At 57.3% G+C, this 22,607-nt stretch carries 20 protein-coding genes; 15 read left to right on the forward strand and 5 right to left on the reverse strand.

Going from position 1 to position 22,607, the window contains the following annotated elements; translation table 11 throughout:
* Positions 1 to 242: 242 nt before the first annotated feature.
* Positions 243 to 1,100: an RNA polymerase sigma factor RpoH gene (gene rpoH, locus ACMV5H_RS15805; protein ID WP_021181503.1), complete on the forward strand. Its 858-nt coding sequence runs from the start codon at positions 243 to 245 to the stop codon at positions 1,098 to 1,100.
* A 58-nt stretch (positions 1,101 to 1,158) separates the two neighbouring features.
* Here the strand turns inward: rpoH and ACMV5H_RS15810 are convergent, their stop codons facing one another.
* From ACMV5H_RS15810 to panM, 3 genes are read right to left on the reverse strand one after another with little or no spacing between them, the layout of a single operon-like run.
* Positions 1,159 to 3,240: a hypothetical protein gene (locus tag ACMV5H_RS15810; protein ID WP_414822074.1), complete on the reverse strand. Its 2,082-nt coding sequence runs from the start codon at positions 3,238 to 3,240 to the stop codon at positions 1,159 to 1,161.
* On the reverse strand, positions 3,227 to 4,444 hold the full coding sequence (locus ACMV5H_RS15815) for a DUF3142 domain-containing protein (RefSeq protein ID WP_414822075.1): 1,218 nt from the start codon (positions 4,442 to 4,444) through the stop codon (positions 3,227 to 3,229). The genes ACMV5H_RS15810 and ACMV5H_RS15815 overlap by 14 nt, the downstream gene beginning before the upstream one ends.
* A complete protein-coding gene (gene panM / locus ACMV5H_RS15820; RefSeq protein WP_059199090.1) occupies positions 4,441 to 4,833 on the reverse strand; it encodes an aspartate 1-decarboxylase autocleavage activator PanM in 393 nt (130 codons plus the stop codon). Before panM ends, ACMV5H_RS15815 begins: the two co-directional genes overlap by 4 nt.
* A gap of 463 nt (positions 4,834 to 5,296) precedes the next feature.
* Here panM and ACMV5H_RS15825 point away from each other — a divergent pair, with 463 nt between their 5' ends.
* The 12 genes from ACMV5H_RS15825 to ACMV5H_RS15880 all read left to right on the forward strand — a co-directional run bounded on the left by ACMV5H_RS15825 (position 5,297) and on the right by ACMV5H_RS15880 (position 17,914).
* Entirely contained in the window at positions 5,297 to 6,412 is a 1,116-nt protein-coding gene (locus ACMV5H_RS15825) for a branched-chain amino acid ABC transporter substrate-binding protein (protein WP_037376583.1), read from the forward strand.
* 148 nt (positions 6,413 to 6,560) lie between these two features.
* Positions 6,561 to 7,487 (forward strand): high-affinity branched-chain amino acid ABC transporter permease LivH, encoded by a 927-nt coding sequence (gene livH, locus ACMV5H_RS15830; protein ID WP_021181499.1) that lies wholly within the window; start codon positions 6,561 to 6,563, stop codon positions 7,485 to 7,487.
* The gene (locus tag ACMV5H_RS15835; protein ID WP_024529578.1) at positions 7,484 to 8,767 is read left to right on the forward strand and encodes a high-affinity branched-chain amino acid ABC transporter permease LivM; all 1,284 of its coding nucleotides are present in this window, start codon (positions 7,484 to 7,486) and stop codon (positions 8,765 to 8,767) included. Before livH ends, ACMV5H_RS15835 begins: the two co-directional genes overlap by 4 nt.
* A complete protein-coding gene (gene livG / locus ACMV5H_RS15840) occupies positions 8,764 to 9,531 on the forward strand; it encodes a high-affinity branched-chain amino acid ABC transporter ATP-binding protein LivG (RefSeq protein ID WP_025120109.1) in 768 nt (255 codons plus the stop codon). The genes ACMV5H_RS15835 and livG overlap by 4 nt, the downstream gene beginning before the upstream one ends.
* A 4-nt stretch (positions 9,532 to 9,535) precedes the next feature.
* Positions 9,536 to 10,237: a high-affinity branched-chain amino acid ABC transporter ATP-binding protein LivF gene (livF, locus tag ACMV5H_RS15845; RefSeq protein ID WP_021807790.1), complete on the forward strand. Its 702-nt coding sequence runs from the start codon at positions 9,536 to 9,538 to the stop codon at positions 10,235 to 10,237.
* Between the two features lie 67 nt (positions 10,238 to 10,304).
* Positions 10,305 to 11,492, forward strand: a complete 1,188-nt coding sequence (locus ACMV5H_RS15850) for a PLP-dependent aminotransferase family protein (protein WP_021807791.1) — start codon at positions 10,305 to 10,307, stop codon at positions 11,490 to 11,492.
* A gap of 193 nt (positions 11,493 to 11,685) precedes the next feature.
* Entirely contained in the window at positions 11,686 to 13,005 is a 1,320-nt protein-coding gene (gene ugpB, locus ACMV5H_RS15855) for a sn-glycerol-3-phosphate ABC transporter substrate-binding protein UgpB (protein WP_414822076.1), read from the forward strand.
* 115 nt (positions 13,006 to 13,120) lie between these two features.
* Positions 13,121 to 14,008, forward strand: coding sequence for a sn-glycerol-3-phosphate ABC transporter permease UgpA (gene ugpA, locus ACMV5H_RS15860; protein ID WP_021181493.1), 888 nt, complete (start codon positions 13,121 to 13,123; stop codon positions 14,006 to 14,008).
* Complete coding sequence (ugpE, locus tag ACMV5H_RS15865; protein ID WP_021181492.1) at positions 14,005 to 14,850, forward strand: sn-glycerol-3-phosphate ABC transporter permease UgpE; 846 nt, start codon at positions 14,005 to 14,007, stop codon at positions 14,848 to 14,850. Before ugpA ends, ugpE begins: the two co-directional genes overlap by 4 nt.
* A 5-nt stretch (positions 14,851 to 14,855) precedes the next feature.
* Positions 14,856 to 15,929 (forward strand): sn-glycerol-3-phosphate import ATP-binding protein UgpC, encoded by a 1,074-nt coding sequence (locus tag ACMV5H_RS15870; protein WP_059199087.1) that lies wholly within the window; start codon positions 14,856 to 14,858, stop codon positions 15,927 to 15,929.
* Entirely contained in the window at positions 15,929 to 16,666 is a 738-nt protein-coding gene (gene ugpQ / locus ACMV5H_RS15875; protein ID WP_414822077.1) for a glycerophosphodiester phosphodiesterase, read from the forward strand. The genes ACMV5H_RS15870 and ugpQ overlap by 1 nt, the downstream gene beginning before the upstream one ends.
* A gap of 291 nt (positions 16,667 to 16,957) precedes the next feature.
* On the forward strand, positions 16,958 to 17,914 hold the full coding sequence (locus tag ACMV5H_RS15880) for an AEC family transporter (RefSeq protein ID WP_179249264.1): 957 nt from the start codon (positions 16,958 to 16,960) through the stop codon (positions 17,912 to 17,914).
* Here the strand turns inward: ACMV5H_RS15880 and ACMV5H_RS15885 are convergent.
* The gene (locus tag ACMV5H_RS15885) at positions 17,895 to 18,248 is read right to left on the reverse strand and encodes a hypothetical protein (protein WP_115160204.1); all 354 of its coding nucleotides are present in this window, start codon (positions 18,246 to 18,248) and stop codon (positions 17,895 to 17,897) included. The genes ACMV5H_RS15880 and ACMV5H_RS15885 overlap by 20 nt on opposite strands.
* Before the next feature lie 158 nt (positions 18,249 to 18,406).
* On the opposite strand from ACMV5H_RS15885, the gene ACMV5H_RS15890 reads away from it, so the two are divergent.
* The gene (locus ACMV5H_RS15890) at positions 18,407 to 19,270 is read left to right on the forward strand and encodes a carboxylate/amino acid/amine transporter (RefSeq protein ID WP_179251097.1); all 864 of its coding nucleotides are present in this window, start codon (positions 18,407 to 18,409) and stop codon (positions 19,268 to 19,270) included.
* Here the strand turns inward: ACMV5H_RS15890 and metR are convergent.
* The gene (metR, locus tag ACMV5H_RS15895) at positions 19,267 to 20,217 is read right to left on the reverse strand and encodes an HTH-type transcriptional regulator MetR (RefSeq protein WP_021181487.1); all 951 of its coding nucleotides are present in this window, start codon (positions 20,215 to 20,217) and stop codon (positions 19,267 to 19,269) included. The genes ACMV5H_RS15890 and metR overlap by 4 nt on opposite strands.
* A gap of 105 nt (positions 20,218 to 20,322) precedes the next feature.
* Here metR and metE point away from each other — a divergent pair, with 105 nt between their 5' ends.
* The gene (metE, locus tag ACMV5H_RS15900) at positions 20,323 to 22,599 is read left to right on the forward strand and encodes a 5-methyltetrahydropteroyltriglutamate--homocysteine S-methyltransferase (RefSeq protein ID WP_414822078.1); all 2,277 of its coding nucleotides are present in this window, start codon (positions 20,323 to 20,325) and stop codon (positions 22,597 to 22,599) included.
* Positions 22,600 to 22,607: the final 8 nt, after the last annotated feature.

The raw sequence follows: 22,607 nt of genomic DNA on the forward strand, positions 1-22,607 counted from the left end.
ACATCTCCGATCTCTTCTCAAACGCACAAATTCCCAATCAACCTGAGCTTGCATGACGTATTGTCGTGTGCACTGTGTGTGAAAAACGGTGAACTTTTGGGGTTGAGCACGGTCCAAATCTGCAGCAAATGTTTAGGTGCCCGGCGTGTGGACCCGCTTTTGCAACAGCAACTGCCGCAAGATCAATAGCTCCCCGCCGTGAAATCACCTGCATGACCAGTTTTATCAAGAGAGGGTTTTGAATGACCAAAGAAATGCGCACTTTAGCCTTAGTCCCACAGGGCAGCTTGGAAGCCTACCTGCGGGCAGCCAACACCTATCCGATGCTGACGGCAGAGGAAGAGCGGGAACTGGCTGAACGGCTGCATTATCAGGGCGATCTGGAAGCAGCTAAGCAGCTCATCCTGTCTCACCTGCGCTTTGTCGCTCATATTGCCCGTAACTATTCAGGGTACGGTTTGCCGGTGGCAGATCTTATCCAGGAAGGGAATATCGGCCTGATGAAGGCCGTGCGTCGCTTCAACCCAGAGGTTGGCGTACGTCTGGTGTCCTTTGCGGTGCATTGGATCAAGGCAGAAATTCACGAATACGTGCTGCGCAACTGGCGTATCGTCAAAGTGGCGACCACCAAGGCGCAGCGCAAGCTGTTCTTCAACCTGCGTAAAACCAAGCAGCGTCTGGGCTGGTTCAATCAGGACGAAGTGGAGCTGGTTGCGCGCGAGCTGGGTGTCACCAGCAAAGACGTGCGTGAGATGGAGTCGCGTATGGCGGCACAGGACATGACCTTTGACCCAACGCCGGAAGACGAAGGGCGTGACGGCCATGCCATGGCCCCAATGCTCTATCTGCAGGATAAAAGCTCGGACTTTGCCGAAGGGATCGAAGAAGATAATTGGGAAAGCAACGCCGCAGACAAACTGGCCTACGCGCTGGAAGGTCTGGACGAGCGCAGCCAGCATATCATTCGCGCCCGCTGGTTGGACGACGACAACAAGTCCACCCTGCAGGAGCTGGCCGATCAGTACGGCGTTTCCGCCGAGCGTGTGCGCCAGTTGGAAAAGAACGCCATGAAGAAACTGAAGATGGCGATCGAAGCCTGATACTGATAGCGCTTAACGTTCGAAAAGCCCGGCTCGCCGGGCTTTTCTGTTTTTGTAGTTAGTTGGCTGTGGGATCAAACTCCGGTGCCGGGCAGTCATAGCCAAATTTGGTACCCCACTCAAACTGGGTGCCATTCTTGATATAACGCTGATACAGCGCGCGACCGGTCTTGGCGTCGCGGGCTATCACCCAACCAGCGGCATTACACAGCACGGCAGCGTAGGCCTGGCTTTTCGGCGGTAGCAGGTCGGCGGCCTTTTGCGCCAGATCCACCGCCTGCCAGCGGTAATGCAGGAAACGGTTATCCGCATCTGGCAACGATTTCTTGGCCCGTGCCGCTTCCGCCGCGCTGATCCAACTCTTGTCTTTGCTATCCTTGGTGTTGAACGCATCCCCCAGATAGGAATACCCCGCGCCATAAATATTGTAATCCGGCGTCATTTCATAGCCGGTGAAATCCAACCCCTGCGAGCGCAACAGCGCCGCCGCCTGATAGTAGCTTTTGGCGCGTGCGTTCTTATCTGCCGATTTATCCTTCGCCGCTTTCATCAGGTTGGCAAAGTCCTGCGCCGCTTGGCGGTAGTTTGGAATGGCAAAGTAGTTCACCGCTTCCTCATAGCGACCTACGCGCATCATGCGCCGTGCCAGCAATTCACGCAGTTGAACCTCTTGGGTGATCCGCTCGCCATTGTATTCATCGGGTTTGACCGGCTTGAGTGGCGTGGTGGGGGCTGGTGCATGCTTATCCACAAAGCCTTTCAGTTCATCGACCGTTAGCACCCGCTCGGCGATATCCGCCACGTCTGCCCAGTAGTTTTCTTTGCCGCGGTACATCAGATCCATCGCTTGCAGATAGTCGCCACGGTTCAGCGCCAGAATGGCCTGCTCGCCGGCAACACGGCAATCCGGCACGATCATTTCGGCTGCGAAGTCTTCGTTACGCTGCTCCCCCCAGCTTTCATCGGTAGGGAATGCAGCTGCGGCTTTGGCATAGGCGGCGGTTGCGGCTTTCACATCACCATCACGCAGGGCCATTTTGGCACGTAACCACCAGGCTAAACCGCCATCTCCCGCATTTTTCAGCAGGTTGGCCGCCATGGCATATTGCCCGGAACGATAGGCCAGCGCCGCCAGCCGGTCGCTACCGGTGAAACCATTTTTAACCGAGTCATTGAGCAACGTCAGGGTCTGATCGACAAGCTGCTTGGCGCTGGTCTCGCCGTTAATGATACCGGACATCTCCAGATTACTGCTGCGGGCGAACAGCTCAATGGTGACCAATTGCTGCACCAACGGATCGTGAATAGCCTGTTTTAACGCCTCTACATGCTGCGGGTTGAGCAGATAGGAGGAGATATATTGCAGCGAGAGACCGCCATCGGGATCGCCTTGGGCGGCCTGCTGAGCATATAGCTGTGCTGCCGGAGCGATTTCCCCGAGCCACAAATGAATACGTGCTTGTTGGCCCAGGCTACTCAGTGCCAGTTGATCGGGATCGGCGGTGCCACTTTTCACCTGGTCGATCACCTGTTGGAAGGCAGCCAAGGCCTGCTCAAGCTGCGCTTTCTCCGGATGTTTCACCACCGGCTCGCTACCGGATTCACTTTCCGGCGTGCCATGATCGTCCATCAGCAGGCGGCCGAGCGAGTATTGCGCCCGTAACCCCCATGCTTCCTGCTCGGCGGCTGGCAACGCCAACACCTGCTGGAAATATTGCGACGCCCGCGGATCTTTTGCGGCAAAGGCGACCGCCCCCAGCGTATATAAGCGCGCGGCATTAGATAGCCCTTGCGCATTCACCGCGTCGGCTTCTTCAACGGTGTGGGTAGCACGCATCTGGCTAATGGCCTGCTGTGCGGGTGAAAGCGGCATCGGTTTTGGCGGTGTCACCGGGGCCATGGGCGGAGCCTGCCAGCGTGGCAGCTGTGGGTCTACCGGTACCAGACGGGTGGCTTCGAAAGCGAAGTTACCCTCAGGCATATACAGCAGGGTGCCGTTGCGATTAACCAGCAGGCGGTTGGGGAAGTCTGGCCCGCAGGCCTGGCCGCTCAGCGGCACCATCAATGCTGCAGCGATCAGTGATGCTAACGGGAGCGCACGGCGACGGTGCCCTGCAGTGTGCAATTCAAGGTATGACATGGGTGCCTCCTGGCGTGATCTGTTGGCAGCGTAGCCAGCCCAAGGGGCGTGATTGCCCTGCTCGGAGCTGATCGCCGCTAATGCGGATAAAGCGTTGGGATTCCGATGGCGTTGCCAACTGGTAATGACCTACTGCGTCGGCGGCCAGGCAACCTTCGGCCTGAATGTGGATCTCACGCGGTAACGGAGCATCCACCGGACCCTGATTCTCAATCATCAAATCATACAGCCCATTTTGCTGTGGCTGCGGCAAAAATTTTACCTGCCAGTGGGTGAGCAATGGCTGGTGCTGGATCACCGCCCGTAGCGTCGCCATCGACCAGGCGCGGCGATCGTTTTCCAGCGGCAGGCGGAACCAGATAATGCCGCGCAGATGTGGCAGTGGGCGTTGTGCGAGCTGCTGCAAGAAATCGGCAACCTGCTGCGGAGCCACAGTCAGTTCCTGGACCTTGCCCGCCACGCGCTGCGAGGCTTCGCTCTCAACCAGGGCCCCCTGGGCATCGAACCCTAGCAGAGCCATGCCGTAGGCTGGCAAGGCAATACGGAAGGGTTTAGGGCTAAGGCGAGCGTACTGGCGTGTCCACTCCTGCGCCAACCGGCCGTCGAATAAACCTTGGGTGGGGGAGAGCACCGCATGCACCTGAAGCACCGAGCTGTCTACCTGTTGCAGTACGCCGGGCAGCGCTGGGGATCCGATCCAGGCGGGCAGGGCGGTGATGCCTAGCTGTAATGAAGAGGGCAGCCGTTGGCGCAGTTGGTGCAGAAATTGTTGATATTTGGGCAGCCGCGCGGTGGCGGCGTCATGGTCGATCTCCACACCAATCACCGGTAAACCAGCCGCCTGCCAGCGTTGCAGCTGTTGCTGCAGACGTGCATAGATGGTGGCCTCATCCAACTGCATCAATTGCCCGTCTATCCGCACTACCAACCATAGCGGGCGGCCATCTTGTTTCAGCATGGCGGTATTGACCGTGATGTCCCGGAAACCCTCACGGGGATGCACCTGCAGACCCAACACGCGCAGGGTAGTAAACAGGTCACGGCTGGCAGCCAGCGCCTCGGCATGCTGAGGTGTCCACACCCTTTGCCAAACGTAGGCCTGCTGATCCCAAGGTTGATGAAGATTCATGGCCTGGTAGCGCCCTACAAACCAGGCCATGACGGCGAGCAGCGTAATGACGATCAGAGCTAGCCAACGTTTCATTTTTGCCAGCAATCGCCCTGAGCCTGGAATCCGCAGGCACGCATAAAGTTGCCGACTTCGCCACGTTCACGTGCGGCCAACCCGGTAGTATCCAGTTGCCAATGTTGCACCTGTGGCAATTGGCGTTGGGCATCTTCCATCAGATACAGCCCCACGCCACGGCGGCGTGTCACTTCGCGCACCAGCAGGTCGTGCAATTGAGCTCTCTGGCCCGCTATCTCGATTTTTACCGCCCCCAGCAGCCGCTCGTTAAAGCGGGCGGCAAACAGTGCTTTACCCTCCTCCAGCCAGCTTAGCCACTGCTCAGGCTGTTGATGTGGCCAGATTTTACCAAGGTCGATAAGGTCTTGAGGGGACAAACTGGTCAAGCGTTCAATGGTCAGTTTCATGCCGGATTTCCGCACCGATAAGGGATGCCGACAGTGTAATGGATCTTGCTCAGTGCGTTGTGTAAGTTTTTCTATACGAGGTCTGCGCGAAATGTTTTTTGCTGCTGGCATTTTCCGAGTAAACGGTTAGTTAATGGCATGTTAACCAGCACATCGCGCTGTTCCTTACGCTAAACGGCGCAGATTTAATCCGGATTTTATGCTGTTTACACCGCTTGTTTCTGACCTTGGGAGTTGCTTTGCAGAAGAAAACTCCTGTTTAATGACATGAAAAATAAAGTCTTATTAGAAAATATTGTCGCGAATCTACCTAAATCATTATTACTTATAGATAAAAGCGATTTACCGGCGTTTTGCCAGCCACGGTCAGTTGGCCGTTACTTGCAATCTGCCGGGTAGAAACAATGATTAGGTGTGACAAATACAACAGAAACACTCACAACGACAGATGGGGATTATGCGGATGAAATTAACAAAGGGTAAAGCGCTGCTGGCCGGTTGTATCGCGATGGCTATCGGCCATGTCGCTGTGGCAAAAGACATCAAGATTGCTGTAGTGGGTGCCATGTCCGGGCCGGTGGCGCAGTATGGTGATATGGAGTTTACCGGTGCACGTCAGGCGATTGCCGATATCAACGCCAAAGGCGGTATCAAGGGCGATAAGCTGGTGGCGGTAGAGTATGACGATGCCTGTGACCCAAAACAGGCGGTCGCGGTAGCCAACAAGGTCATCAATGACGGCATTCGTTACGTGATCGGCCACTTGTGCTCTTCTTCAACCCAGCCAGCCTCCGACATCTATGAAGATGAAGGCGTGATCATGATCACCCCGGCGGCGACCAACGCCGATCTGACCACCCGTGGTTACAAGATGATCCTGCGCACCACTGGCCTGGATTCCGATCAGGGCCCAACGGCCGCCAGCTACATCCTCAACGAGATTAAACCCAAGCGCATCGCCGTGGTCCACGACAAGCAGCAATACGGTGAAGGCCTGGCGCGTTCAGTGCGTGACAGCCTGAAAAAACAGGGTACCGATGTTGTGATGTTTGAAGGCATCACCGCTGGCGATAAAGATTTCTCTACCCTGGTAGCTCGTCTGAAGAAAGAAAACGTCGACTTCGTCTACTTCGGCGGTTACTACCCAGAGATGGGCCAGATCCTGCGTCAGGCCAAACAGGCGGGCTTGACTACCCGCTTCATGGGGCCGGAAGGTGTGGGTAACTCCTCGCTGTCCAACATCGCCGGTGCTGCGTCTGAAGGCATGCTGGTGACGCTGCCAAAACGTTACGATCAGGTGCCAGCCAACCAACCGGTGGTTGATGCATTAAAAGCCAAGAAGCTGGATCCGACTGGGCCATTTGTCTGGACCACCTATGCAGCACTGCAATCGCTGGTCACCGGGATGGAGCGCAGCGGGAGCCAGGAACCGGCAGATATCGTCAAAGATCTGAAAACCGGCCAACCGGTGGCAACCGTGATGGGGCCACTGAGCTGGGATGACAAAGGCGATCTGAAAGGCTTCGAGTTCGGGGTGTTTGAATGGCATGCCGACGGCTCATCAACGCCGATTAAATAAGCCCGTTTAAGGTGGCCTCTGCGTTTTTTGGGCGTGGAGGCCACCTTGACAGCAAAATCTACAAACCGGGAATTCCCGGCGCCTGCAACGCCAGCAGGCCGTTGGGCCGCTCTTTGTCGGCCAGTACAACACCTTAGAAGGTCAGAGTATGTCAGAGCAGTTTCTCTATTTTCTGCAGCAGATGTTCAACGGCGTGACGCTGGGCAGCACCTATGCATTGATCGCCATCGGTTACACCATGGTCTACGGCATTATCGGCATGATCAACTTCGCCCACGGCGAGGTCTATATGATCGGCAGCTATGTCTCCTTTATCGTGATCGCCGCCCTGATGATGATCGGCATCGACGTGGGTTGGCTGCTGATCGGCGCAGCGTTCCTGGTGTCGATCGTAATTGCCAGCGCCTATGGCTGGAGCATCGAGCGGGTGGCCTACAAACCGGTGCGCAACTCCAAGCGCCTGATTGCGCTGATTTCCGCCATCGGGATGTCGATATTCCTGCAAAACTACGTCAGCCTGACGCAGGGGTCGCGTGATGTGGCGCTGCCAAGCCTGGTCACCGGCCAATGGGTGCTGGGTGAGAGCAACGGCTTTGCCGCGACCATCAGCACCATGCAGCTCATCATCTGGGTCGTCACTTTCCTGGCGATGCTGGCGCTGACGATGTTTATCCGTTATTCGCGTATGGGCCGCGCTTGCCGTGCCTGTGCGGAAGATTTGAAGATGGCCAGCCTGCTGGGCATCAATACCGACCGGGTGATTTCGCTCACCTTCGTGATCGGGGCAGTGATGGCGGCGGTGGCTGGCGTGCTGCTCGGCCAGTTCTACGGCGTGATCAACCCTTACATCGGCTTTATGGCCGGGATGAAAGCCTTCACCGCGGCGGTACTGGGCGGGATTGGCAGCATTCCTGGGGCGATGATCGGCGGGCTGGTGCTGGGCGTGGCTGAAGCGCTCACCTCCGCCTATCTGAGCACCGAATACAAAGATGCGGTGTCCTTCGCCTTGCTGATTGTGGTGTTGCTGGTGATGCCAACCGGCATCCTTGGGCGTCCGGAGGTTGAGAAAGTATGAAACTCGGTCTGCTTAACGCCTGTATTGCCACGGTCGTGCTGTTTGTCATGGCCTCCTTCCTGATGGGGATGCAACTGAGCCTCGACGGTACCAAGCTGGTGGTGCACGGTGCTGCCGAAGTGCGCTGGATGTGGATTGGTATCGGTTGTGTGGTGGTGTTCTTCTTCCAACTGCTGCGTCCGCTGATGCAGCATGGGATGAAGAAAATCTCCGGCCCGGCGTTCGTCTTACCCAGCTTTGACGGCTCCACCATGCGCCAGAAGGTGCTGGCAGCGGCGATCATCATTGCCGCCGTCGTCTGGCCGTTCCTGGTGTCGCGCGGCACGGTGGATATCGCCACCCTGACGCTGATCTACGTGATGCTGGGGCTGGGCCTGAACGTGGTGGTCGGCCTTTCCGGCCTGTTGGTGCTGGGCTACGGCGGCTTTTACGCCATCGGTGCCTATACCTACGCATTACTGAACCATTATTACGGGCTGGGATTCTGGGAAAGCTTGCCGCTGGCGGGGATTGTCACCGCCATCTTCGGCTTCCTGCTTGGTTTCCCGGTATTACGCCTGCGGGGAGACTATCTGGCGATCGTCACGCTGGGCTTTGGTGAAATCGTCCGCATCCTGCTGTTGAACAACACCGAAATTACCGGCGGGCCAAACGGCATCAGCCAGATCCCGAAACCCACCTTCTTTGGTCTGGAGTTTAACCGCAGTGCCCGCGACGGCGGCTGGGATACCTTCCATAACTTCTTTGGCCTGAAATATGATCCCAGTGACCGCATAGTGTTCCTCTACCTGGTAGCGCTGCTTCTGGTGATATTGACGCTGTTTGTGATTAACCGCCTGCTGCGCATGCCGCTGGGCCGTGCCTGGGAAGCATTGCGCGAAGATGAAATCGCCTGCCGTTCACTGGGCTTGAGCCCGACCAAAATCAAACTGACCGCCTTCACCATCAGTGCCGCCTTTGCCGGTTTTGCCGGCACGCTGTTTGCCGCACGTCAGGGGTTTGTCAGCCCGGAATCCTTCACCTTTGTGGAATCGGCCTTTGTGCTGGCGATCGTGGTGTTGGGCGGCATGGGCTCACAGTTTGCGGTGATCCTGGCGGCGATCCTGCTGGTAGTATCCCGTGAGATGATGCGCGATCTGAATGAATACAGTATGTTGCTGCTGGGGGCGCTGATGGTCTTGATGATGATTTGGCGGCCGCAGGGGCTGCTGCCGATGAAACGCCCGCAGTTGAAGCTGAAAGTGGCTGATATCAAAGCCGTGAAGGGGGAGCAGGCATGAGTACTCAACCTTTACTGGCGGTCGCCGGGCTTTCGATGCGTTTTGGTGGTTTGCTGGCGGTAAACAACGTCGCGCTGGAACTGCATCAAGGTGAGATTGTTTCGTTGATTGGCCCGAACGGCGCAGGCAAGACCACGGTGTTCAACTGCCTGACCGGGTTCTATCGCCCAACCAGTGGCACCATCAAACTGCGCGATCGCCATCTGGAAGGGCTTTCCGGCCAGACCATTGCCCGCATGGGTGTGGTGCGCACCTTCCAGCACGTGCGGCTGTTCCGCGAAATGACGGTGATTGAAAACCTGCTGGTGGCCCAACATCAGCATCTGAAAAGCGGCGTGTTTGCCGGTTTGCTGAAAACCCCGGCGTTCCGCCGTGCAGAAGCCGATGCGCTTGAGCGTGCGGCAGTGTGGCTGGAGCGTGTGGGCCTGTTGGAGATGGCTAACCGTTCGGCGGGTAATCTGGCCTATGGCCAGCAGCGTCGGCTGGAGATCGCCCGTTGCATGGTAACGCGCCCGGAACTATTGATGCTGGATGAACCGGCGGCGGGCCTGAACCCGAAAGAAACCGATGAACTGGATCATCTGATCGTCGAGCTGCGTGACCAGCACCAGGTGTCGGTGCTGTTGATTGAGCACGATATGAAACTGGTGATGGGGATTTCCGATCGCATCTACGTGGTGAATCAGGGAACGCCGTTGGCGCAAGGCTCACCGGCAGAAATCCGCAATAACCCGGACGTGATCCGGGCCTATCTGGGCGAATAAGCATATGTTGTCATTTAATCAGGTTTCCGCCCATTACGGCAAAATTCAGGCGCTGCACCAGGTCAGCCTGAACATTCAACAGGGGGAGATTGTCACCCTGATCGGCGCCAACGGTGCCGGTAAAACCACCCTGCTCGGCACGCTATGCGGCGACCCAAGGGCCAGTGAAGGGTCCATCACCTTGATGGATCAGGACATCACCCAGTGGCAGACAGCGCGCATCATGCGCGAGGCCGTGGCGATCGTACCGGAAGGGCGGCGGGTGTTCTCACGCATGACGGTGGAAGAGAACCTGGCGATGGGCGGTTTTTTTGCCGACCGCGAGCAGTATCACCAACGCATTGAGCGGGTGTTTACCCTGTTTCCACGCCTGCTGGAGCGCCGCAGCCAGCGCTCTGGCACCATGTCCGGTGGTGAGCAGCAGATGCTGGCGATTGGCCGTGCGCTGATGAGCCAGCCAAAGTTACTGCTGTTGGACGAGCCTTCACTCGGGCTGGCCCCCATCATCATCCAGCAGATTTTCGATATCATCCAGCAGCTGCGCGAAGAGGGGATGACCATCTTCCTGGTGGAACAAAACGCCAACCAGGCGCTAAAACTGGCGGATCGTGGTTATGTGCTGGAAAACGGCCGCGTGGTGTTGGAAGATACGGGGGCCGCATTATTAGCAAACGAAGCAGTGCGGTCAGCATACCTGGGTGGTTAAACCATGGGTAATTGACATAGGGCGCACTGAGTGGCGCCCCTATTCTTAACGATTACGAGAACAAGCAATGAAGACAGAAGGACTACTCGCACAGCGCATCGTAAAGGTCAAAAGCTCGGCAATCCGCGAATTGCTCAAGCACAGCAAAATGGAAAACGTCATTTCGCTGGCGGGTGGCATTCCCTCTGATGCACTGTTTGACTTCGAAGGATTGAGCATTGCTACCCAGCAGGCCATTACCGAACAACCGAAAAGCGCGTTCCAATATGGGCTGACTGAAGGCAGCGAACTGCTGCGTGAAGGCATCTGTACCCTATGCGCACAGCGTGGCGTTAATGCCAAGCCGGAAGATATCGTGGTGACCGCAGGCTCCCAGCAGGCGTTAGATCTGGTGATGCGTGCGGTGATTAACCCTGGTGATGTGTTTGTGGTAGAGCGCCCGACCTATCTGGCGGCGCTGCAAACGCTGGAACTGGCGGAAGCCAACGTCATGTCCGTTTCTTCTGACAGCGACGGCATGGTGGTGGATGAGCTGGCTGAACTGCTGAAAACCCAGAAGATCAAAGGGGTGTACGTGGTGCCGAACTTCGGCAACCCAAGCGGCCTGACGCTGAGCGCCGCACGCCGTGAGCAGTTGGTGAAACTGGCGGTAGAGCATAACTTCCTGATTATCGAGGATGACCCGTACGGCGAGCTGCGCTTCACCGAAGAGCGTAATGCCACGCTGTATCAGGTTTCGCAGCAGGTGCTGGGCCATACCGAAAACATTATCTACACCTCCACCTTCTCCAAGATCCTGGCTCCGGGCCTGCGCCTGGGGTGGGCCATCTTGCCACCGTTCCTGCTGCATAAAGTGGCGATCATCAAGCAGGCGGCGGATCTGCATGCTAGCGCGCTGTCGCAGAGCATCGTCGAATGTTACCTGGGGCTGGATCGTTTACCGGCGCAGATCGAAAAGATCCGCGCGGCCTACAAGCACAAAGGTGAGATCCTGGCCGGGTTGGTGGAAAAAGAACTGGGTGATGTGATCAGCTTTGATATGCCGAAAGGCGGCATGTTCCTGTGGGCGCGTTTCCGTCAGCAATTCGATGCCACCGAGTGGCTGAACACCACACTGAAACAGGGCGTGGTGTTTGTGCCGGGAGAATACTTCTTCTCTGACAAACCGGATCGCTCAACCTTCCGCCTGTCGTTTGCCACGGCAACCGAACAACAGATGCAAGAGGCCGTCGCCCGCCTGCGTCGCTCGCTGTAATCTCTCTGCGGCGGTGGGGAGAATTCCCTACCGCCGACATCAAACCGCCATCTGCACTTCACCTCGCTGTCATCTAGCTGTCACGCCAGAGTTATTTTACTGTCATCCGCGCATGGCATGTTTAGCATCCGAACAAAAACTGTTTCTTTTCGCTCACGCGTTTTGATCACACCCGCTTTTTCAGGAGTTAGGCATGTTTGCTCACGCGATTAAAAAAACCACGTTGTGCGTTACCTTGGCCCTGGCGCTCAGCGGCCATGCAATAGCTGCCACCGAGATCCCCTTCTGGCATTCGATGGAAGGGGAACTGGGCACCGAAGTGGATTCTCTGGCGGACCGTTTCAACCAAACTCACAGCGATGTGAAGATCGTCCCGGTTTATAAAGGCAACTACGAACAGAGCCTGGCGGCGGGCATTGCTGCTTACCGTTCCGGCAAGGCACCGGCGATCCTGCAAGTCTATGAAGTGGGCACCGCCACCATGATGGCGAGCAAGGCGATCAAACCGGTGTATCAGGTATTCCAGGAGTCGGGCGTCAAGTTCGACGAATCGGTGTTTGTGCCGACCGTGGCCGGTTACTACACCGATAACAAGAGCGGCCATCTGCTGTCCCAGCCTTTCAACAGCTCCACCCCGGTGCTGTATTACAACAAAGACGCCTTCAAGAAAGCGGGCTTGAACCCGGATCAGCCACCGAAAACCTGGCAGGAATTGGCGGCCGATGCCGCCAAACTGCGCGCGGCTGGCATGAAGTGCGGCTACACCAGCGGTTGGCTGGGTTGGATCCAACTGGAGAACTTCAGCGCCTGGCATGGTGTACCGTTCGCCAGTGAAAACAACGGATTTGGTGGCACCAGTGCCAAGCTGGAGTTCAACCAGCCGCTGCAGGTGAAGCATATTCAGTTCCTGCAAGACATGAACAAGAAGGGCGACTTCACCTACTTCGGCCGCAAGGACGAACCTACCGAGAAGTTCTACAACGGCGACTGCGCCATGGCGACCGCCTCTTCCGGCTCGCTGGCCAGTATCCGCAAATACGCCAAGTTTGACTTCGGCGTGGGCATGATGCCTTACGATGCTGACGCCAAAAATGCACCACAGAACGCCATTATCGGCGGGGCCAGCCTGTGGGTGATGAACGGCAAAGACGCGGCGACCTACAAAGGCGTGGCGGAGTTCCTGCAATATCTGGCCCAGCCTGAGATTGCCGCCGAATGGCACCAAAAGACCGGCTACTTGCCGATCACCACTGCTGCCTATGAAATGACCAAACAGCAGGGCTTTTACGACAAAAATCCAGGGGCCGATGTGGCTACTCGCCAGATGCTGAACAAGCCACCGTTGGCGTTCACCAAAGGGCTACGTCTGGGTAATATGCCGCAGATCCGTACCGTGGTGGATGAAGAGCTAGAAAGCGTGTGGACCGACAAGAAAACCCCGCAGCAGGCGCTGGATACTGCGGTACAACGCGGTGACGTGTTGCTGCGCCGCTTCGAGGCTTCCACCAAGTAAGCGTCAGATTGGGCCATATTCGGCCAAACGACATCGATCCACTCCCTCTCCCTTTGGGCGAGGGTTGGGATGAGGGGCTTATACCGTCCCTCATCCCCATTTAACGGTTAACCCTATGTCATCATCCCGTCCCGGCTTTGGCTGTAGCTGGCTGCCCTATGTATTGGTGCTGCCACAGCTGCTGATCACCGTCGTGTTCTTCCTGTGGCCTGCCGGTCAGGCGCTGTGGTACTCGGTACAAAGCGTCGATCCGTTCGGCCTTTCCAGCCAGTTTGTCGGGTTGGACAACTTCACACAGCTGTTTCAGGACCCGTATTACCTGGACTCTTTCTATACCACGCTGTTGTTCAGCTTCCTGGTGGCCGGTGTTGGCCTGCTGGTATCGCTGTTCTTTGCCGCGCTGGTCGACTATGTGCTGCGCGGCAGCCGTTTCTATCAGACCTTGATGATCCTGCCCTATGCGGTTGCCCCTGCGGTAGCGGCGGTGCTGTGGATCTTCCTGTTCAGCCCCGGCATGGGCCTGATCACCCATGTGCTTGCCGGTTTCGGCTATGACTGGAACCATGCGCAAAACAGCGGCCAGGCGATGTTCCTGGTGGTGTTGGCGTCGGTGTGGCAGCAGATCAGCTATAACTTCCTGTTTTTCCTGGCCGCATTGCAATCCATCCCACGTTCTCTGGTGGAAGCGGCGGCGATCGACGGGGCTGGCCCAGTACGGCGTTTCTTCAACCTGGTGCTGCCGCTGATCACGCCGGTGAGCTTCTTCCTGCTGGTGGTCAACCTGGTGTATGCCTTCTTCGACACCTTCCCGGTGATCGACGCCGCTACCGGCGGTGGGCCGGTACAGTCTACCACCACGCTGGTGTACAAAATCTATCGTGAAGGCTTTGCCGGTCTGGATCTGTCCAGCTCGGCGGCGCAGTCGGTGGTGCTGATGCTGCTGGTGATTGGCCTGACGGTGATCCAGTTCCGCTTTGTCGAACGTAAGGTGCGTTACCAATGATTGAGAACCGACGCGGGCTGGATATCTTCAGCCATACGATGCTGATTGTTGGCGTGCTGGTGGTGCTGTTCCCGCTGTATGTGGCCTTTGTGGCCGCCACGCTGGACGATCAGCAGGTGTTTCAGGTGCCGATGACGCTGGTCCCCGGAGGGCACCTTTGGGACAACATCCGCCATATCTGGCAGGGCGGAGTGGGCACCCTCAAGGTGCCGTTCTCGATGCTGTTACTCAACAGTGTGATCATGGCGCTGGCGATCACCTGCGGCAAGATCGTGGTCTCGGTGCTGTCCGCCTATGCCATCGTCTATTTCCGTTTTCCGCTGCGCAGCCTGTTCTTCTGGCTGATCTTCATGACGCTGATGCTGCCGGTCGAGGTGCGTATCTTCCCGACGGTGGAAGTGATCTCCAACCTCAACCTGCTGGACAGCTACACCGGACTCACGCTGCCGCTGATGGCATCGGCCACGGCCACCTTCCTGCTGCGTCAGTTCTTTATGACCCTGCCGGATGAGCTGCTGGAGGCCGCCCGTATCGACGGAGCCGGGCCGATGCGCTTCTTTTGGGACATCGTACTGCCGCTGTCGAAAACCAATCTGGCGGCGCTGTTTGTCATCACCTTTATTTACGGCTGGAATCAGTATCTTTGGCCGATCCTGGTCACCAGTGACGCCTCGATGAGCACGGCGGTGGCGGGGATCCGCAGCATGATTTCCACCTCCGGCGCGCCGACCCAGTGGAATCAGGTGATGGCGGCAATGATGTTGACTTTGATCCCGCCGTTGGCGGTGGTTCTTCTGATGCAGCGCTGGTTTGTGCGCGGTCTGGTAGATAGCGAGAAGTAACGAATATGGCAGGTTTAAAACTACAGGCAGTCACCAAGTCTTACGACGGCAAAACGCCGGTGATCAAGCAGATCGATCTCGACGTGGCTGACGGCGAATTTATTGTGATGGTTGGCCCCTCCGGCTGTGGCAAATCGACGCTGCTGCGTATGGTGGCCGGGCTGGAGCGCACCACCAGCGGGGATATCTATATTGATAGTCAGCGCGTGACCGATCTGGAACCGAAAGATCGCGGCATCGCCATGGTGTTCCAGAACTACGCGCTGTATCCGCATATGAGCGTGTACGACAACATGGCCTATGGCCTGAAAATCCGTGGCTTTGGCAAACAGCACATCCGTCAGCGGGTAGAAGAGGCCGCGCGTATTCTCGAGTTGGAACCGCTGTTGCAACGCAAACCGCGTGAGCTTTCCGGTGGCCAGCGCCAGAGGGTGGCGATGGGGCGCGCGATTGTGCGCGAACCGGCGGTGTTCCTGTTTGATGAACCGCTCTCCAACCTGGACGCCAAATTGCGTGTCCAGATGCGCCTGGAATTGCAGCAGCTGCATCGCCGCCTGAAAACCACCAGCCTGTATGTTACCCACGATCAGGTAGAGGCGATGACGCTGGCGCAGCGGGTGATCGTGATGAATAAAGGTGTGGCGGAGCAGATTGGTACGCCAAGTGAGGTTTATCAACGTCCGGCGACGCTGTTTGTCGCCAGCTTTATCGGTTCCCCGGCGATGAACTTGTTGCCTGGCACGCTGAGTGTGGACGGCAAACAACTGCAACTGACCGGTGGCATGGCACTGGATCTGCCAGAGCCTCGGCCACAGTGGGGCGGACAGGAGTTGACGTTGGGTATCCGACCGGAGCATATTCAACTGAGTACGCGCGAGCAGGGCGGGATCCCGCTAGAGCTGCAAACGTTGGAACTGCTCGGTGCCGATAATCTGGCACACGGCCAATGGGGGAGTTCAGGCGTGATCGTTCGCCTGAGCCATGAAACCTTGCCGTCTGCGGGCAGTACCCTGTATTTACAGCTGCCTGCGTCGGCGCTGCACTTTTTTGCTACCCACAGCGGAACACGGATGGATTGATGACTACAGCCTGGCCTTATCCCCCTATTGTCGCCCATCGCGGCGGCGGTTCTCTGGCACCGGAAAATACCCTGGCGGCGATTGATGTCGGCGCACGTCATGGCCACAAGATGATTGAGTTTGACGCCAAACTGGCGCAGGACGGGCAGGTTTTCCTGCTGCATGATGACACGCTCGAACGCACTAGCAACGGCTGGGGCGTGGCGGGCGAACTGCCATGGGAAAAACTGGTCGAACTGGATGCCGGTGACTGGTACAGCTCGGCCTTTAAAGGGGAGCGTTTGCCGCTGCTGTCTGACGTGGCGGAGCGCTGTAAGCAGCACGGCATGATGGCCAATATTGAAATCAAGCCAACCATCGGCAGCGACGAGGAAACCGGCCGCGTTGTGGCCTTTGCCGCCAGCATGTTGTGGCAAGGGCAAACCGATCCGCTGCTTTCTTCATTCTCGGTGGAAGCTCTGGCCGCGGCGCAGCAGACCGCTCCAGAACTGCCGCGCGGCCTGTTGCTGGACAAGTGGGATGACAATTGGCGGGAGCTGACCGAGCGCCTGGGCTGTGTCTCGCTGCATATTAATCATAAAGAACTGACCGCTGAACGTGTCGCGGCGTTGAAAGATGCCGGGCTGCGTATTCTGGTGTATACCGTCAATCAGCCGGAGCGGGCGCGTTTGTTATTGAATTGGGGCGTTGACTGTATTTGCACCGACCGGATAGATTTGATTGGTCCGGATTTTTGAGCGGTTAATTTAGTAGATAAAGATCACCCCTCACCCCGACCCTCTCCCACAGGGAGAGGGAGCCAGTCCGTGCACTGTGTTAGCCCGAGTTTCTTCCGGGGTATCAGAGAGTTCGATCGGATTCTGATGGCAGTCTGTACACTGGATTAGCCTGAATTTCTCCGGAGTATCAGCGAGCTCGATCGGTCCCCTCTCCCTGTGGGAGAGGGGTAGGGTGAGGGCCATTCACTTTGACTAAACCAGAACATAGCGACGTCAGCCCGTTGCCGCCGCGCCATCGGAAGGGATGCGATGCCTGCCTTTATTGTTTCGCTGTGGCACCAGATAGTGCTGTCTTTGCCGTTATTTGTGCTTATCGTGCTGGGATATGGCCTTATCCGCTGGGGAAAGTGGCCATCTACCATCACCGATGGCCTGACCCGCTTTGTGTTTTCCCTCGCCCTGCCTGCCATGTTGTTTCGCATGATGTGCGATTTCTCGCAACGTCCAGCAGTGGATGCCCGCCTGCTGATTGCCTTCTTCGGCAGTTGTCTGGTCGTCTTTGTGATCGGCCGCATTGCCGCACGGCGGATCTTCAAGCTGGACGGCGTTTCGGGGTCGGTATTCGCTCTGGGCGGCATTTTCTCCAATAACGTCATGCTTGGCCTGCCGATCGCCACGGTGATGCTAGGCGAGGAAGCCATTCCGTCGGTGGCCTTGGTGCTGGTATTCAATGGCCTGATTCTGTGGACGCTGGTGACCATCTCCATCGAATGGGCACGTAATGGCTCTCCCACGCTGCAAGGCTTTATCAAAACGGCGCGCAGCGTGCTGACCAACCCGCTGATTATCGGCATCCTGTCTGGCACGCTGTTCAGCCTGACCGGCCTGCCACTGCCGGTGTTTGTCGATCAACCGGTCAGCATGCTGGGCCAGGTAGCTGCTCCGCTGTCGCTGGTGGTGCTCGGTATGGGGCTGGCGGAATACCGTATCAGCGAAGGCTGGCAACTGAGCAGCGCCATCTGCTTTCTCAAGCTGATCGTCCAGCCGATGGTGGTCTGGCTGCTGGCTTGGTCAATGGATTTACCCCCAATGGAGACCCGTGTGGTGGTACTGCTGGGCTCCATGGCGGTGGGGGTGAACGTCTACCTGATGTCACGCCAATTTAACGTTCTAACGGGCCCTGCCGCTACCAGCCTGGTGATGTCCACCGCGCTGGCGGCGATCACCACCCCGTTAATCCTCACTATTATGGGGGTAAGGGTGTAGCCGGGAGCGGCGCCTGCGGTATTACCGGAGCCATCTGGTTAAAGGGATTAACCGGCTGATTGCCGTTTTGCAGCATCTTGCCAGTGGTCATCTGTGGCTGCATCGGGTTGTTGTTGCCGTTATAGGGCAGCATTTTGGGCTGGTTGGCCTTGAGCGGATAACCCTGCTGCTGGCGCTGCTCCATCTGCTGGTTGTTCAGCATGCGCTGCTGCTGTGCCTGCTGGTCGCGCTGGTTAAGAAACTGCTGTTGCTGGCTGAGCGTAGTGACGCCGTTTTCGGCCATGGCCAGACAGGGCAGCCACAGCAGAGTGGCGATAATCAGCTGACGTTTCATGGTGTATCTCCGTTTATTCTCTGAGTATTAAGCCTAACGCAGCCAGAAAAAATTGCTCGTTAGTTTGTTTATTGCTCACACGTCAACCGCCTTTTCCCCCCGTTGTTTTCCACCTTCCGCTACAATCGCCCTTTCGGATCTTTTAGGGTGAACTTGTCGTGCTGCTTCTGGTTATTACCACCATTTTATGGGCATTTTCTTTTAGCCTGATCGGCGAATACCTGGCAGGCAATGTCGACAGCTGGTTCTCGGTGCTGATGCGCGTTGGGCTGGCGGCGCTGGTGTTTCTGCCGTTCCTGCGCTGGCGCAACATCAAGCTGAAAGTGATCCTGCTGTATATGCTGGTGGGTGCCTTCCAGCTTGGCATCATGTATCTGATCAGCTTCCGTGCCTTTATCTATCTGACCGTGTCGGAATTCCTGCTGTTTACGGTGCTGACGCCACTGTACATCACGCTGATTTACGATCTGATCAGCGGCCGCCGTCTGCGTTGGGGCTATCTGTTCAGCGCATTGCTGGCCGTGCTGGGGGCGGCGATTATCCGCTACCACCAACTGAGCGATCACTTCTGGTGGGGGCTGCTGCTGGTGCAGGCGGCGAATATCAGCTTCGCCATCGGCATGGTGGGTTACAAACGCCTGATGGAAGTACACCCGCTGCCGCAGCATACGGCATTTTCCTGGTTCTATCTGGGCGCGGCGGCAGTAGCGGTAGTTGCCTGGTTCTTGTGGGGTAATCCGAACCAACTGCCAACCACCAACCTGCAATGGGGCATTTTGGTTTGGCTGGGCGTGGTGGCTTCCGGACTGGGCTACTTTATGTGGAACTACGGGGCAACGCAGGTGGATGCAGGGACGTTGGGCATCATGAACAATATGCATGTGCCCGCGGGCCTGCTGGTCAATTTTGCTGTTTGGCATCAGCAGCCGCACTGGGCCAGCTTTATTGTCGGTGGCTCGGTGATTGTCGCCTCGCTATGGGTACATCGCCGCTGGGTCGCACCGAAAGCGGCTAGCCGCTAGCTTAAAGACGCTAAGGATTTAGTGTCTGGCAGGCTGCCTATCGGCCGGGCAGCATCACGCACGAACGGCAGATGCTCGCAGGCGTGCTGACGTGCCGAGCGGATAAAGGCTTCGGTGACCGTTTGGCGCTGCTCACCGTCGCGGGTAGCGGCATACAAGCGGCTCCACAGGCCATCCCCGAGCGTCTTGGTGACGACCAGCCCCTGGCGCTCAAAACTCTCCACCACCCAGTGCGGTAACGCGGCGATCCCCATCCGGGCCGACACCATTTGAATCAATAACAGCGTGTTATCGACGTTTTTCAGCGCCGGGCTGACCCCTGCCGGCTGCAGGAAATGACGCCAGATGTCCAGTCGTTGGCGCTGCACCGGGTAGATCATCAGCACTTCATCACTCAGGTCTGCCGGTTCAATGTGCGCCTTATTGGCCAACGGATGATCGGGAGCCAGGATCAGCCGGACTTCAAAGTCGAACATCGGCGAATAGTGCAGCCCGCTGCGCGGCAGGATGTCAGAGGTCAGCACCAGATCCAGCTCACCTTGTTGCAGGGCTGGTTGCGGATCGAACGTCACGCCGGATTTGAAATCCATCACCACCTGCGGGAAATAGGAGCGGAAGTTGTCCAACGCCGGCGTCAGCCACTGAATACAGCTGTGGCATTCGATGGCGATGCGCAGCGTGGTTTGATGCGGTTCGTGACAGGCCTGCAGCGCCTGTTGGATCTGCGGCAATACCTGCTCTGCCAGCTGTAGCAGGATCTCCCCCTGAGCGGTAAAGCGCAGCGGCTGGCTTTTACGAACAAACAGCTTAAAGCCCAGACGCTGCTCCAGATCGCTGAACTGATGCGAAAGGGCAGACTGTGTCTGATGAAGCTGTGCGGCGGCGGCGGCCAGGGAGCCGGTATTACGCAGAGCCTGTAGGGTCCGTAAGTGCTTCAGTTCGATCATGAGAGTCCTTCACAGTGACAGTGAAAATATTGCGCTTGTGGATCATACAGTACCTGCGGATTATGGATGTGTAAACATCTGGACGGCTAAATGGGAAATATGACGATGACAATTCTAAATCACACACTGGGTTTTCCACGCGTTGGTCTGCGTCGTGAACTGAAAAAAGCGCAGGAAAGTTACTGGGCAGGTAATTCAACACAGGAAGAGCTGTTGGCGGTTGGCCGCGAGCTGCGCGCTCGTCACTGGCAACAACAACAGCAGGCCGGGGTGGATTTGGTGCCGGTTGGCGATTTTGCCTGGTACGATCACGTGCTGACCACCAGCCTGCTGCTGGGCAACGTCCCGGCGCGTCACCAAAATAAAGATGGCTCGATCGATCTCGATACCCTGTTCCGTATTGGCCGTGGCCGCGCCCCCACCGGTGAACCTGCGGCAGCGGCGGAAATGACCAAATGGTTTAACACCAACTATCACTACATGGTGCCTGAGTTTACTCAAGGCCAGCAGTTCAAACTGGGCTGGACTCAACTGCTGGATGAAGTTGACGAAGCGTTGGCGCTGGGCCACAAAATCAAGCCGGTGCTGTTGGGCCCGGTAACCTATCTGTGGCTGGGCAAGGTGAAGGGTGAGCAGTTCGACCGTCTGTCACTGCTGAACGATATCCTGCCGGTCTACCAGCAAGTGTTGGCGGAGCTGGCCAAACGCGGCATCGAGTGGGTACAGATCGACGAACCTGCGCTGGTGCTGGAACTGCCTAAAGCCTGGTTGGAGGCCTTTAAACCGGCTTACGCCGCGCTGCAAGGCCAGGTCAAACTGCTGCTGACCACCTATTTCGACAGCATTGGCCATAACCTCGACACCATCCGCGAACTGCCGGTGCAGGGGCTGCATGTGGATCTGGTCGCAGGCAAAGATGATGCTGCTGCCCTTAACAACGCATTGCCTAAAGAGTGGGTGCTGTCGCTTGGGGTGATCAATGGCCGTAACGTCTGGCGTGCTGATGTGAGCAGTTGGTTTGACCGCCTGCAGCCGCTGGTTGGTAGCCGCCCACTGTGGATCGGCACCTCGTGCTCGCTGCTGCACAGCCCGATCGATCTGAGCGTGGAAAGCCGCCTGGACGAAGAAGTGAAAAGCTGGTTCGCCTTTGCGCTGCAAAAATGCGCCGAACTGGCGCTGTTGAGTTCAGCGCTGAATGCACCAGGGGCAGATAAACAAGCCAAACTGGATGCCTACAGCGCCCCAATCCGCGCCCGCCGCCAATCCAGCCGTGTGCATAATGCGCAGGTTGAGCAACGCCTGGCGGCCATCACTGCCAAAGACAGCGAACGTCAGCGCCCTTATGAACAACGTGCTCAGGCTCAGCGCGATCGCTTCAACCTGCCAGCCTGGCCAACCACCACCATCGGCTCCTTCCCGCAGACCACCGAAATCCGCGGCCTGCGCCTGGAATTCAAGCAGGGTCGTCTGGATGGGAGTAACTACCGCACCAGCATCGGCGAACATATCAAGCAGGCCATCGCCGAGCAGGAACGCCTGGGGCTGGACGTGCTGGTACACGGCGAAGCCGAGCGTAACGACATGGTGGAATACTTCGGCGAAAACCTGGACGGCTTCGTGTTCACCCAAAACGGTTGGGTACAGAGCTACGGTTCCCGCTGCGTGAAACCACCGGTGATTATTGGCGATATCAGCCGCCCAGAGGCCATCACCGTGGAATGGGCCAAGTTTGCCCAGTCACTGACCGACAAGCCGGTAAAAGGCATGTTGACCGGCCCGGTGACCATTCTTTGCTGGTCCTTCCCGCGTGAAGATGTGAGCCGTGAAGTGATCGCCAAACAGATTGCGTTGGCTCTGCGTGATGAAGTGGAAGACTTGGAGAAGGCCGGTATCGGTATTATCCAGATCGACGAGCCTGCTCTGCGCGAAGGCCTGCCGTTGCGCCAGTCCGATTGGGCCGCGTACCTCGACTGGGCGGTGGATGCCTTCAAACTGAACGCCGCCGTGGCGCAGGATGATACCCAGATCCACACCCACATGTGTTATTGCGAGTTCAACGACATCATGGATTCTATCGCGGCGCTGGATGCCGATGTGATCACCATCGAAACCTCTCGTTCCGATATGGATCTGCTGGAAGCGTTCAAAGAGTTCGATTATCCAAATGAAATCGGACCGGGCGTTTACGACATCCACTCGCCGAACGTGCCAAGCGTGGAATGGATCGAAGCGCTGCTGCGTAAAGCGGCACAGAATATCCCGGCGGAACGCCTGTGGGTGAACCCGGACTGCGGCCTGAAAACCCGTGGCTGGCCAGAAACCCGGCAGTCGCTGGCCAACATGGTGTTAGCGGCTCAACGCCTGCGTGACCAGGTGGTCTGATCCAAAAA

The sequence above is a fragment of the Serratia sp. N21D137 genome (assembly GCF_047530005.1).
GTDB lineage: Bacteria > Pseudomonadota > Gammaproteobacteria > Enterobacterales > Enterobacteriaceae > Chania > Chania fonticola_B.